The sequence below is a fragment of the Streptomyces sp. NPDC048442 genome, from assembly GCF_040651475.1.
GTDB lineage: Bacteria > Actinomycetota > Actinomycetes > Streptomycetales > Streptomycetaceae > Streptomyces.
This window is the reverse complement of the sequence record NZ_JBEZKB010000012.1, coordinates 51,459-63,574: the sequence shown is the minus strand read 5'-3', so window position 1 is coordinate 63,574 and position 12,116 is coordinate 51,459. Positions and strand designations below refer to the sequence as shown.

The following is a 12,116-nucleotide window of genomic DNA, read 5'->3' as shown; positions in this document are numbered from 1 at the left end:
AACGCGGTGCACGAGAAGGGAAACAACGTGAAGGTCCTGGTGACGGGAGCGGCCGGCTTCCTCGGCGGGTACGTCGTCGAAGAACTGCTGGCACGCGGCTGTACGGTCGTCGGCCTCGACAACCTCTCCAAGTACGGACAGCCCGCCCGCACGCCCCCCGTGCACGAGCGCTTCACCAGCGTGGTCGGCGACGCGGCGGACAAGGACCTGCTGTACGAACTGTCCGAGGACTGCGACCACTTCATCGCCAACGCGGCCCTGATCGGCGGCGTGAGGTACATGAAGGACCTCGCCTACGACATCCTGGCCACCAACAACCAGCTGGTCGGCGCGGCGGCCGAGGTCGGCATGAGGCGGCACGGCGAAAAGCTCCGCAAGGTCACCTACGTCAGCTCCTCCATGGTGTACGAGGGCCACGCGGGCAGCGGATTCCGGGAGGGCGACGAGCGGGTCGTGGCGCCGCCCGCCACCGCCTACGGATTCCAGAAGCTGGCCGTCGAGTACTACGCCAGGGCGGCCTGGTCCCAGTACGGCCTGCCGTACACCATCGTCCGCCCGTTCAACTGCGTCGGCGCGGGCGAGCGGCACGCCACGCACGGCAGCACCTCTTCCGGCGAGCAGCAGCACATGGTGCGCGGGCACGTCATCCCCGACTTCGTCGAGCGGGCGCTGCGACGGGAGAACCCGTTCCGCATCCTCGGCGACGGACGCCAGTTCCGCACCTTCACCCACGCCAAGGACATGGCCCGCGGCATCGTCCTGGCCATGGAGTCTCAGGCCGCGCACAACGAGGACTTCAACCTCTCCGGACAGCACGGGTGCACCATCGCCGAACTCGCCGAGTTCGTCTGGAACCGGGTCAACCCCGGAGAGCCGCTGGTGCTCCGGCACGAGGAGGCCTTCCCCGACGACGTGCGCGTCCGCAAGCCCGACACCCGGAAGGCCGCGGAGGTGCTGGGCTTCACCGCCGACACCCCGCTCGGCGTCATGGTGGACGAGGTCCTCGCATGGGTGCGCGAGAGCGAACTCACGGTGGTCGACCGGTGAGCAGATCGGTCAACCTGGCGGGGGAGTTCTACGTGCACGACGGCTACGCGGGCATCTCCGAATACATCGTCGTCGGCCTCAGCAGGCTCGGGGTCCGGGTCAACCTGGTCCCGTTCAAACTGGAGAAGGCCGGGCTGTCCCCGGAAATGCTCGACGTCGTGGCGGCGTCCAGGGGGCTCGAACCGGGCCCGCTGCTCTTCAACTCGTGGGTGCGGCCGGAGCTCGAACGCTTCGCTTCGCGCCCGCACCTGATCCATACGATGTGGGAGTCGAGCCGGCTGCCCGCGAGCTGGGTCGGACCGCTCAACCGCGCACGGGCCCTGATGGTGCCGACCAGGTTCGTCGCCGACATGTTCCGCGCCAGCGGGATCACCGTGCCCATCGAGGTCACCCCGGACGGCGTCGACGCCGACGTGTACCCCTGGGTGGCGCGCCCCGAGCGCGCGGGCATCACCACGCTGGTCGTCGGCACGGTCGTACCGCGCAAGCACGTCGCCCAGGCGGTGGACGCCTGGCGACTGGCCTTCGACGGCGATCCGACCGCCCGCCTGGTGATCAAGGCGCGCTTCGGCGCCGAGGGGCGCGGCGGCCTGACCTCACAGGACCCCCGCGTCACGATCGTGGACGAGAACGAGCCGACCCGCGGCATCCTGCACTGGTACGAGCGGGCCGACGTGCTGCTCGCGCTGGGCAGCGAGGGCTTCGGGCTGCCCCTGATCGAGGGCATGGCGACCGGTCTGCCCGTGGTCGCGCTGTCGTCCGAGGGGCAGGGCGACGTCTGCCGGGACGCGGGCGACCTCGTACTGGCCGTACCGCCGTCGCACTGGGAGGACGTGTACGAACCGCACTTGGGGCACTGCGGAGTACGCGGTGTCCCCGACGTCGCGGCGACGGCCCGGCGCCTGCGCTGGGTGGCGGCCCACCGCGACGAGGCCCGCGCACTCGGCCGGGCCGCGTCCGACTGGGCCCACAAGGAACGCGACATCTGGCAGAAGCCGAAGGCGATGCTCGACGTGCTGGAGCGCTACGGGGACTGAGCGGGCCGCCTGGACCGCCCGCTCCCGCGCGGCGGGTCAGATGGCTTTCGCTTGCTGCGCGAGTGCGGCGACTCCCTCGGTGAGGAGGGTGAGCGAGAACTCGAACCGGGCGTCGGGGGAAGGGAACTTGAGCCCGCCGAGACGGCTCGGATACGGCAGCTCCACGTCCGTCTCCGCGCCCGTTCCCGCCGTGTCCGTTTCGGCCGCCGGGTGCAGCCAGGACGGTCGCAGGTGTTCCAGGTCCGCGGGGCCCAGGTGGGCGGGCGGGCGGTCGTGCAGGACGTCCTGCAGCTCCACGCTGCCTCCCGCCGCCACCGCCGTACGGGCAAGGGGGTCAGCCAGTCGTTCGCGGCCGTGGCGGACGGCGTGCGGTACGTGCGGGGGCACCGGCTCCTCGTCGGCCTGCTCCTCATCGACGCCGCCTCGGTCTCCCCTGCGCTCGGCAACGCGGGCCTCGGCTTCCTCGCCGAACTCACCACCGCCCGCACCGCCGTGATCACCGGCGGCCTGGTCTGCGTCGCCGCGACGCTCGCCGTTGCCGCGGCCCTCCCCGCCCTCCGCCGTGCCACCCTCGCCGAGCCGTCCCGGGAGACCGCGGCTGCGGATACCGCCAGGTCGACGCGTTAAGCTGCAGACGCCCCGCGGGGGAAGTCCGGTGAGAGTCCGGCGCTGACCCGCAACGGTAGACGGAGTGGACTCAACGCTCCGTGAGCCCGATTACCCGCGGCGGTGAAGGCTCCTGTCAATTCGCCGTGGACTGCGAGAGGTGCTGCACAGGGCGCCCCGCGTCCCGGGCCGCTGCTTCCGGCGCGCAGCGCACGGCCCGAGGCGAAAGCGAACCGCCCGTGGCCACGTCCGTCGAACATCAGCCGACCGCAGAACACCAGCCGACCGCGTCCTCGCATGCGACCCCTGCCGGCGCCGGCGCCGGCCCCGCGCCGCCACGGCGCGCGTCCGTGCCGCTGCTCGTCGTCGTCCTGGGGGCCGCCCTCCTGCTCTCCCTGGTCTGCGGGGCGGGCATCGGGGCTTCCGGGCTCACCTGGGGCGAGGTGCTGCGGTACCTGTGGGCCGGGTTGAGCGGCGGGACCATATCCGCCGAGCAGGTTCCGGCGTACACCATCGTCTGGGAACTGCGCTTCCCGCGCGCCGTACTGGCCGCCGTCGTGGGGGCGGGTCTTTCCGGCATCGGCGTCGCCGTGCAGGCCATGGTGCGCAACGCACTGGCCGACCCGTTCGTCCTCGGCATCTCGTCGGGCGCGGCCGTCGGCGCCAACGCGGTGCTGCTCTTCGGGGCGCTCGGCGCGCTCGGCGTCTGGGCGCTGTCCGCCGCCGCCTTCGGCTCCGCGCTCCTCGCGATGACGCTGGTGTACGCGATCGCCCGCACGCCACGCGGGCTGACACCGCTGCGGCTCGTGCTGACGGGCACCGCGATGTACTACGGCTTCTCGGCGATCACCACCTTCATGGTCTTCGCCGCCGAACGCGGCGAGGCCGCCCGCTCCGCGATGATGTGGCTGCTCGGCAGCCTCGGCGGCGCCAACTGGGCCTCCGTACCGATCGCCGCCACCGCCGTACTGGCGGGCCTCACCCACCTCATGTGGTCGGCGCGCCGCCTCAACGCCCTCGCCATGGGCGACGAGACCGCCGCCTCGCTCGGCGTGGACGCGGGACGGCTGCGCAAGGAGCTGTTCCTGGTGACCGCGGCCGTCACGGGCGCCGTGGTCGCGGTCAGCGGGGCGATCGGCTTCGTCGGCCTGATGGTCCCGCACGCCGTACGCATGCTGGTCGGCGCCGACCACCGGCGGCTGCTCGCCGTCGCCCCGCTCATGGGCGCGGTCCTGCTGGTCTGGGTGGACATCCTGTCCCGCGCGGTGCTCGCCCCCGTCGAACTCCCGGTCGGCGTCCTCACCGCGGCCATCGGCGTGCCGTGCTTCGTGCTGCTGATGCGCCGCAACTCGTACAGCTTCGGAGGCGTGTGATGCGTATCGACATCGACGAACTGACCGTCGAGATCGCCGGGGCACGCCTCGTCGAGGACGTCACGCTGCACGCCGACGACGGGCAGCTCGTCGGGCTCGTCGGCCCCAACGGCAGCGGGAAGTCGACCCTGTTGCGCTGCGTCTACCGGGCGCTGCGTCCCGTCGGCGGAACCGTCCTCGTCGACGGCGACGACCTGCACGCGATGACCGCGCGCGAAGGCGCCAGGCGGCTGGCCGCGCTGCCCCAGGAAGCGGTCGCCGAGTTCGACTTCACTGTCTCCGAGGTCGTGGCGATGGGACGGCTGCCGCACCAGCGGTCGGTGGCCCGCACCACCGACGAGGACCGGCAGGTGTGCGAGACCGCGCTGGCCAGGGTCGGCGCCGCCCACCTCGCGGGACGCGGCTTCGTCACCCTCTCCGGCGGCGAGAAGCAGCGCGTCCTGATCGCCCGCGCGCTTGCCCAGCAGCCACGGGTGCTCGTCCTCGACGAGCCCACCAATCACCTCGACATCGCCCAGCAGCTCGACGTACTGGCCCTGGTGCGCGGCAGCGGCCTGACCGTGCTCACCGCACTGCACGACCTCAACCTCGCCGCCCTCCACTGCGATCTGCTGTACGTCATCGACGCGGGCCGGATCGTCGCCCACGGCGTCCCGCACGACGTGCTCACGCCCGAGCTGCTGGCCGAGGTCTTCGGCGTACGGGCGCACCGCGTGCCGCACCCCGAGTCCGGCGCCGTACAGCTGCTGTTCGACCGCCTCCTGCCCGCCACCCCGTAAGGAACCACGGCCCCATGCGCATACGACCCGCCGTCACCGTCGCCGCTTCCCTCGCCACCGTCGCTCTTACCGGCTGCGGCGCACAGGTCACGCCGGCCGCCGACGACAAGGCCGCCGGAAGCCACTACCCCGTCACCGTCGACAACTGCGGCGAGAAGAAGACCTACGCCAAGGCCCCGCAGCGCGTGGTCACCAACGACGTCGGCATCACCGAGATCATGTTCGCGCTCGGCCTCGAAAAGAACATGGCGGGCTTCGTGATGCCCGACGACAAGGGCGACCTCGACTCCGTGCCCTGGAAGGCCGGCTACAGCAAGGTCACATGGCTCTCGAAGAAGCAGATCAACAAGGAGATGGCCCTCGACGCCCGCGCCGACCTCGTCTTCGCGGGCTGGAACTACGGCTTCAACGAGGGCGAGGGCTTCACCCCCGCCGACCTGAAGAAGGTCGGCATCGACTCGTACCTCCTGAGCGAGTCCTGCCGCAACGGGCGGGGCGGCACGGCCCGCGGCGTGATGCCGCCGCTCGACGCGCTCTACACAGACCTGCGGAACCTGGGCCGGATCTTCGACGTGGAGGACCGCGCGGAGGCCCTCGTCACGAAGTTCCGGGGACAGGTGGCCGGCGCGCAGGCCGGAGCGCTCAAGGGAGCCGACCGGCCGCGGGTCTTCCTCTACGACGGCGGGCAGGACAAGCCGTTCACCTCCGGTCTGTACGCCGCGCCGCACGACATCATCACCAGGGCGGGCGGCGACCACGTGATGAAGGACCTCAAGGACAGCTGGGCGACGGTGGGCTGGGAGACCGTCGTCGAACGCGACCCCGAGGTGATCGTCATCAACAACTACGGGGACACCACCGCCGAGCAGAAGCGGAAGTTCCTGAAGTCCTACCCGCCGCTGGCGAACGTCTCGGCGATCAAGAACGACCGGATCGTCGTCCTCGACTACGCGGAACTGGTGGAGAGCCCGCGCAACCCCGCCGCGATCGCGTCGCTCGCGGCGGACCTGAAGAAGTTCCGGGCCGCGGGCTCCTGAGAGCCACCCTCAGCAGGCCCTGGGAACTACCACCAGTAGGCGGGGTACTTCGGTGCGTTGCGCCGCAGCCGGGAGGCGACGTACTCCGTCAGTACCACCAGCACAGCGGCCCCGATCAGCAGCGGTACGAACCTGACCGGGGCCGGCGTCTGGAGCACGATGACCACGGTGGTGGCGCACGCGGGGGAGTGCGGGGTGCGCGCGAGCGTCATCAGCGCCAGGGTGAGCCCGGCCGCCACGGCGGCGGCCCAGGCGCTGCTGCCCACCGCCGCCAGCACGCCGTAGCCGACCCCGGCCGCCAGCAGGTGGCCGACGATCACGCTGCGGGGCTGGGCCAGCGGCATGGTCGGCGCACTGTGCACGAGCGCGGCGCTCGCGGCGAGGGAGGGTATGAGTACGGGCTCGTGGATCGCCGCACCGATGGCGACGAGCCCCAGCAGGACGGCGGTGGCGACGCCGACACTGTGCAGAGCGGCAGCCGGCGCCGGCCGCGCCGGAGCCCGGCCCACGATCCTCCACCGGCGCACCTCGGGCTCCGGTGGAGCAGGGCGGTCGGATGCGGGACGCTGGGCGGCGTCGAGACTCATGGGAAGCGCATTTCCTAGGCGGCAGGCGGCAGGCGGCAGGCGGTGGACGGCGGGCGGCAGGTGTACGGAGGATCAGCCCGAAAATCTACCCGCCGCCCGGATTTGGGCCGAAGCCGGGGCCAGGGCCGGGGCCGGTACGGCCGGGGGCGGAAGGACGGACACATGAGCATCGCCCCACGCCCGTGGCCTGCTTCGACGAGGGTGGCGGGGCCGCCTGCCTGCTGAGGCTGCTCAGTTCCCCACGACGACCTTGCCCGCGTCGACCTTGTTGCCCGCCGAGTCGTCGGTGACCCCTGGGGGGATCGGCTTGTCCGCCCGGAGCGCCAGCCAGAGCAGGTCGGACTGTTCCTTCAGCGGGACGACGCGGTCGCTGTCCTTTATGTCGTAGTCGATGGGCAGCGTGATCATGTTCATGTTCTTCGGATCGATGCCGGTCAGACTGTTGGCGAATGCGATCAGGGAGGTCACCGAGCTGAGCTCCGAGTCGGTGGTGAGTGTCTGAGTGGCGGTGTCGGCGAGGTCGTAGAGCTTCTTCGGGTTGCTGAAGACGCCGATGTCCTTGAGCTGGTCCATCAGGGCCTTGACGAACGCCTGCTGGAGCTGGATGCGGCCGAGGTCGCTGCCGTCGCCGACGCTCTTTCGCGTACGTACGAGACCGAGGGACTGCTCACCGTTCAGCTGGTTGGTGCCGGCCGGGAGATCGAGGTGGCTCTTGGGGTCCTTGATCGCCTTGTTGGTGGTGAGGGAGACGCCGCCGAGGGTGTCGACGAGCTTCTTGAAGCCGCTGAAGTCGACTTCGAGGTAGTGGTCCATGCGGATGCCGGACAGCTGCTCGGCGGTCTTCACCGCACAGACGGGCCCGCCGATCTCGAACGCGGTGTTGAACATCTGCCGCTCGGCGGCCGGCCGGAGCTTGGTGCGGCCCTGGCACTCGGGGCGGGAGACCAGGGTGTCGCGGGGGATCGAGACGACGCTGGCCTTCTCGTTCCCCTTGTGGATGTGCACGATCATCGCGGTGTCGGAGCGGGCGTTGCCGACGTCCTTGCCGTACTTGTTGTTCTCGTCGCCCTGCCGCGAGTCGGAGCCGAGGACCAGGATGTCGAGGGAGCCGTTGTCGGTCTCCGGCGGTCTGCTGCTGCCGAGGGCACCGTCGATGTCGACGCTCTTGAGGTTCCCGTCGAGCGTGAAGTACGCCCAGCCGAGGCCGACACCGCCCACGAGGACCACACCGGCGAGAGCCCAGAGCAGGAGCGCGAATCTGCTGCGGGGCCTGCGCTTCCCGCGACGGTTCGCCGCACGTCCCCTGCCCCCGGACTGGGCGCGACGGGCGGCGGCACGACCGCCGTACTCGGGGGTGGGGTCTTCGCCGTGCAGGCTGTCCTGCCCGCCGGGGGCGCTCTGCTGGGCGCGCCGCCCGCCGGTCTGTTTCCGGCGGCTGCCGGTGGACCGTATTCGGTCACTCCGGTCGTTCCTGCCACGGTTGCCCATGTGTTTCTCAACTCCTCGTGATGCCCGCGTGCCCCCTGCCGCCATGGAACGGGGAATGGGAATGTCGACTTCGTGCACGTCCGGCGCCGGACGTTGCAAGGTCAGACATTCGAACACGCAGAAGGGTTGCACACGAAAAGCCCACATTGGCTTCCCGTTGTGTCCATGTAAGGGGAAGCAAAATTTGCCCTCGTACGCAAGGCCCACGACAAGGCGCGCAAAGGGGGCCGGACGCGGCCGCACCACCCGCATACGGTACGAATTCCCCTGTGAACGCAGACTCCCGGCCCGCGACCGTACGCGTCTTCATCGCTCTCGCCCCGCCCGACGAGGCGAAGGAGGAACTCGAACAGGCGCTGCGCCCCGCCTACGACGCGCACCCGCGCATGCGGTGGAACCGCATCGAGGACTGGCACATCACCCTGGCGTTCCTCGGCGAGGTCCCGGTCGCCGCCGCCGCGCTCCTGCGCCCGCCGCTCGCGGACCTCGCGGCGTCCCGGCGACCGCTCTCCCTGGCGCTGTGCGGTGGCGGGCACTTCGACGACCGGGTGCTGTGGAGCGGCATCGAAGGCGACCTCGACGGGCTGCGGCAGCTCGCCGCCGAGGTGCGGGCCGTGGTCACGGACTGCGGCATTCCGTTCGAGGGCCGGCCGCTGCGCCCCCATCTGACCCTGGCTCGTGCCCGCCGCACCGACCGGACCGCCGCAGCCGAGGCCGCCGCCGGACTCACCGGCTTCACCGGCCGCCGCTGGCAGGCCGAACGCCTGCACCTCGTGGGCAGCAACATCGGCCGCGGCCCGGGGCCGATCCACTACCGGGACATCGAGGCGTGGACCTTCGGGGGGTGAGGGTGGCCCGCGCGGGCCCGCAGGCTCATAGCCCGCAGGCCCATAGCCCGCAGGCCCGCAGCGGGTTTTCTCAGCGGCTGTTCCCGGCGGCCTCCTCCAGTACGTGCCGCAGCGTCTTCGCGAACTCCTCCGGCGCCCCCTGCTGGCCGAACTCCCCGCCCAGGAAGCCTCCGTGGTGGCTGGGGAACACGGTCGGTTCGGTGCCGAGTCCCGCTGCCACACCCGCGGCGGCACGGGCGGCGAACTGGCCCTCGGACTCCCGGCCCGCCGCGATCACGATGCGGGTCGAGGCGGCCCGCAGGGCGGCGAAGTCGGGTGAGAAGCCGGTGCAGCCGCGGATGTTCTGACCGAGCAGCGGGTCGTCGCGGGAGCCGTCGTCCTCGGTCGGCAGACCGAAGGCGGCGGGGGAGGGGGCCGGCTCGTCCGCCCAGCCGGCTGTGAACGGCCCCTTCCGCCCGATCACCGCGAGGAACTTCGCCATCGCAGGACCGAACCCCTCACGCAGGTACGTGGTGTGGATGTCCGTGCAGACCTCCAGCGCGGCCTCGTGGTCCGGCAGTACCCGGGCGGTCGGCGGCTCGTGCGCGACGAGGGTGCGCACCAGACCGGGATGGCGCGCGACCAGGGCGAGCGCGTTGACCGCCCCGCCGCTGCTGGCGAACATGTCCACCGCCCCGGCCCCGGCCGCCTCGATGACACGCCGCAGGTCCTCGGCGTGCTCCTGCGGCGTCAACTCCGCCGCACCGTCCTCGCGCGTACTGCGGCCCACGCCCCTCGGGTCGTACGTGAGGACCGTACGGTCGGTGAAATGGGAGGCCAGCGTGGCGAACCCGCTCGCATCCATCGGCGAACCGACCAGGAAGAGGACGGCGCCACTGTCCGCGCCGCTTCCTGTGCCGCCCCGGATGTCGTAGGCCAGCGTGGCACCGCTCACGGACAGCGTGCGGGTCTCTGCTTCGGTCATTGCCGGCTCCTCGGTGCGATGGTGTGACGTTCTTCCGTTGTCATGGGTAGACCTCGGGACGTGCCGGAACTCATCGGTTCACCCGTCAGGGCTCACCGTCAGGGCTCACCGTCAGTCCAGACAGAACTCGTTGCCCTCCGGATCGGCCATCACGAGGAAGCCGGCGCCCAGCGGGGGAGCGGGCTCGTCGCGGCGCACCCGCTTCGCCCCCAGCGCGACGAGCCGGTCGCACTCGGCCTCCAGGGCCGCCATCCGCTCGTCCCCCTGCAGCCCGGGAGCCGCGCGGACGTCGAGGTGGACGCGGTTCTTGGCGACCTTGTCCTCCGGCACCTGCTGGAAGAACACCCGGGGGCCGTGCCCGTCCGGGTCCTCGATGGCGGACCTCGAATTGCGCTGATCCTCCGGTACGCCGATACGAGCGAGGAAGTCGTCCCAGGCCGCCAACGGGTCGGCACCCGTGGGCAGTTCCACCCCGGGCGGGCCGGGGTGGACATAGCCCAGTGCGTCGCGCCAGAAGGAGGACAGGGCCCGCGGGTCGTGGGCGTCGAAGGTGACCTGGACGTGGCGGCTCATCGGGTTGCTCCCTTTCCAGTTCCAGTTCCAGTTCCAGTGCCTGTGCCAGTGCCTGTTCCTGTGGTATGCGTGTGCAGGTAAAGGTCGCGCAGCAGACAGACCTCGGACAGGTGGTGGATCAGCTCGCGGTGGATGTGAAGTACGAGATCGGCCATGGCCAGTTCGGGGAAGGCGGGCTCCTTCTCTCCGACCGGCTTGCGGAGCGCGGCCTCGTCGAGGCCGCGCAACCCGGCCAGCCAGGTGTCGAGCTGGATCTTGAGCTGGTCGAGTGCGGTGGCCGCGCTGCCGGCGTACTCCCAGCTCTCGTACGACGCCGCAGGCGCGCCGAAGTGCGCCGCGTTGCGTGCGGCGAGCACGCCGACGACGACATGGCCGAGCTGCCAGGCGATCGTGGTGAACGGTGCCGGGTCGGGCTGCGGGAAGGCGAAGTCGATCGTGAAGTCCCCGGTACCGGCCTGCACGGGTGCCGACGAGTCACCGCGCGGCCACACGCTCCAGGCGTCCGGCACCGGCGACCAGAAGTACTCGTCGTCGGTGAGGCCGTCGAGCCGGGCCCGGATCTGATGGTTCCAGTGGAACTCCCACTGCTCGCGCAGCGACCGGCTCCAGTCGAAATCGGCTGCGTCCTTCTCGACTGCGTCCGTCCCGACTGCTTCCTTCTCGACTACGTCCTTCTCGGCTGCGTTCGTCTCGATTGCGTTCATGGAGCCACCGTGACATCCATGGCGGACAGAATCGGTCCGCCACCTCTGAAAGGGTGAGCCATATGGATGCGGCAAGCGGTGACGAGCGCGGAACGACGGAGCGGGTGCTCACCCTGCTCGGGCTGCTGCAGCAGCGCCAGGTCTGGTCGGGCCCCGAACTCGCCGCCCGGCTCGGGGTCACGTCGCGCACGGTACGGCGCGACGTGGAGCGGCTGCGCACGCTCGGCTATCCGGTGTACGCAGGCCAGGGCGTCGGCGGCGGTTACCGGCTCGGCCCGGGGAAGGAACTGCCGCCGCTGCTCCTCGACGACGAGGAGGCGATCGCCACCGCGGTCTCTCTGCTCGCCGGCGCGGGCGGCGCGGTCGCGGGCGCCGGCGATGCCGCGCTCAGGGCGCTGAGCAAGCTCGACCAGGTGCTGCCCACCCGGCTGCGGCACGAAGTGCGGGCGCTCGTCGGCTCGGTGGAGTCCTTCGGCGGAGGCCGTACGCAGGTCGGCCCGGAGGTGCTCATGACGCTGGCCCGAGCCTGCCGCGACGAGGTCGAGGCCGGCTTCGACTACCCGTCGGGCAAGGAGCTACGACGGCGGCGGGTCGAGCCGTACCGGCTGGTCGCCTCCGACCGGCGCTGGTACCTCCTCGCCTACGACCTCGACCGCGACGACTGGCGGAGCTTCCGCGTCGACCGGATGACCGAGGTGGCCGCACGGGCCTGGCGCTTTCGCCCGCGCGCGGCGCCCGACGCGGCGACGTACGTGCAGGAGGGCGTGGCGAGCCGGGTCTACCCGCACCGGGCGCGCTTCCTCGTGCACGCGCCGGCCGACACGGTGCGCGCCCAGATTCCGGCCTCGGCGGCCGTCGTACGACCGTGCGGGGGCGGGCTCTGCGAGGTGCTCAGCGGCGGCGCCGACCTCGACGACGTACTCCTGCACGTACTCCGGCTGGGACACGCCTTCGAGGTACTCGACCCTCCCGAGCTGGCAGAACGCTGCCGCGTACTGGCGGAGCGACTGCTGGCGGCCGGGGCGCAGGACGCACCGCCGCCGCCGGACACGGAGGAGCCATGAACCGTCGCC

General features: G+C 71.3%; 14 protein-coding genes and 1 riboswitch. Of the genes, 8 read left to right on the top strand and 6 right to left on the bottom strand.

Features of this window, described 5'->3' with window-relative positions; all coding sequences use genetic code 11:
* Positions 1 to 6 precede the first annotated feature (6 nt).
* Both AB0D18_RS19525 and AB0D18_RS19520 read left to right on the top strand, forming a co-directional pair.
* Positions 7 to 1,047 (top strand): NAD-dependent epimerase/dehydratase family protein, encoded by a 1,041-nt coding sequence (locus AB0D18_RS19525; protein ID WP_362419661.1) that lies wholly within the window; start codon positions 7 to 9, stop codon positions 1,045 to 1,047.
* Entirely contained in the window at positions 1,044 to 2,084 is a 1,041-nt protein-coding gene (locus AB0D18_RS19520) for a glycosyltransferase family 4 protein (RefSeq protein WP_362419658.1), read from the top strand. Before AB0D18_RS19525 ends, AB0D18_RS19520 begins: the two co-directional genes overlap by 4 nt.
* A gap of 36 nt (positions 2,085 to 2,120) precedes the next feature.
* Here the strand turns inward: AB0D18_RS19520 and AB0D18_RS19515 are convergent, their stop codons facing one another.
* The gene (locus AB0D18_RS19515; RefSeq protein ID WP_362419655.1) at positions 2,121 to 2,381 is read right to left on the bottom strand and encodes a hypothetical protein; all 261 of its coding nucleotides are present in this window, start codon (positions 2,379 to 2,381) and stop codon (positions 2,121 to 2,123) included.
* Between AB0D18_RS19515 and AB0D18_RS19510 the strand changes: the two genes are divergently transcribed.
* The 4 genes from AB0D18_RS19510 (at position 2,358) to AB0D18_RS19495 (ending at position 5,879) form a co-directional block, all read left to right on the top strand.
* Positions 2,358 to 2,711, top strand: coding sequence for a hypothetical protein (locus tag AB0D18_RS19510; RefSeq protein WP_362419652.1), 354 nt, complete (start codon positions 2,358 to 2,360; stop codon positions 2,709 to 2,711). The two genes, AB0D18_RS19515 and AB0D18_RS19510, sit on opposite strands and share 24 nt — an antisense overlap.
* Positions 2,684 to 2,827, top strand: a riboswitch (cobalamin riboswitch). Its footprint overlaps the gene before it by 28 nt.
* Before the next feature lie 213 nt (positions 2,828 to 3,040).
* Positions 3,041 to 4,063 (top strand): iron ABC transporter permease, encoded by a 1,023-nt coding sequence (locus AB0D18_RS19505; RefSeq protein ID WP_362420105.1) that lies wholly within the window; start codon positions 3,041 to 3,043, stop codon positions 4,061 to 4,063.
* Complete coding sequence (locus AB0D18_RS19500) at positions 4,063 to 4,842, top strand: ABC transporter ATP-binding protein (protein ID WP_362419649.1); 780 nt, start codon at positions 4,063 to 4,065, stop codon at positions 4,840 to 4,842. Before AB0D18_RS19505 ends, AB0D18_RS19500 begins: the two co-directional genes overlap by 1 nt.
* A gap of 14 nt (positions 4,843 to 4,856) precedes the next feature.
* On the top strand, positions 4,857 to 5,879 hold the full coding sequence (locus tag AB0D18_RS19495; protein ID WP_362419646.1) for an ABC transporter substrate-binding protein: 1,023 nt from the start codon (positions 4,857 to 4,859) through the stop codon (positions 5,877 to 5,879).
* 26 nt (positions 5,880 to 5,905) lie between these two features.
* On the opposite strand, the gene AB0D18_RS19490 is transcribed toward AB0D18_RS19495, so the two are convergent.
* Positions 5,906 to 6,466, bottom strand: a complete 561-nt coding sequence (locus AB0D18_RS19490) for an HPP family protein (RefSeq protein WP_362419643.1) — start codon at positions 6,464 to 6,466, stop codon at positions 5,906 to 5,908.
* Between the two features lie 231 nt (positions 6,467 to 6,697).
* Positions 6,698 to 7,954, bottom strand: coding sequence for an LCP family protein (locus AB0D18_RS19485; protein ID WP_362419640.1), 1,257 nt, complete (start codon positions 7,952 to 7,954; stop codon positions 6,698 to 6,700).
* Between the two features lie 269 nt (positions 7,955 to 8,223).
* Between AB0D18_RS19485 and thpR the strand changes: the two genes are divergently transcribed.
* Positions 8,224 to 8,802: an RNA 2',3'-cyclic phosphodiesterase gene (gene thpR / locus AB0D18_RS19480; RefSeq protein WP_362419637.1), complete on the top strand. Its 579-nt coding sequence runs from the start codon at positions 8,224 to 8,226 to the stop codon at positions 8,800 to 8,802.
* A gap of 70 nt (positions 8,803 to 8,872) precedes the next feature.
* Here thpR and AB0D18_RS19475 read toward each other — a convergent pair whose 3' ends face one another.
* The 3 genes from AB0D18_RS19475 to AB0D18_RS19465 all read right to left on the bottom strand — a co-directional run bounded on the left by AB0D18_RS19475 (position 8,873) and on the right by AB0D18_RS19465 (position 11,043).
* Positions 8,873 to 9,766 (bottom strand): alpha/beta hydrolase, encoded by an 894-nt coding sequence (locus tag AB0D18_RS19475; RefSeq protein ID WP_362419634.1) that lies wholly within the window; start codon positions 9,764 to 9,766, stop codon positions 8,873 to 8,875.
* A gap of 111 nt (positions 9,767 to 9,877) precedes the next feature.
* On the bottom strand, positions 9,878 to 10,339 hold the full coding sequence (locus AB0D18_RS19470; RefSeq protein ID WP_362419631.1) for a VOC family protein: 462 nt from the start codon (positions 10,337 to 10,339) through the stop codon (positions 9,878 to 9,880).
* Positions 10,336 to 11,043: a DinB family protein gene (locus AB0D18_RS19465; RefSeq protein WP_362419628.1), complete on the bottom strand. Its 708-nt coding sequence runs from the start codon at positions 11,041 to 11,043 to the stop codon at positions 10,336 to 10,338. The genes AB0D18_RS19470 and AB0D18_RS19465 overlap by 4 nt, the downstream gene beginning before the upstream one ends.
* A 62-nt stretch (positions 11,044 to 11,105) precedes the next feature.
* Here AB0D18_RS19465 and AB0D18_RS19460 point away from each other — a divergent pair, with 62 nt between their 5' ends.
* A complete protein-coding gene (locus AB0D18_RS19460; protein WP_362419625.1) occupies positions 11,106 to 12,107 on the top strand; it encodes a YafY family protein in 1,002 nt (333 codons plus the stop codon).
* Positions 12,108 to 12,116 lie beyond the last annotated feature (9 nt).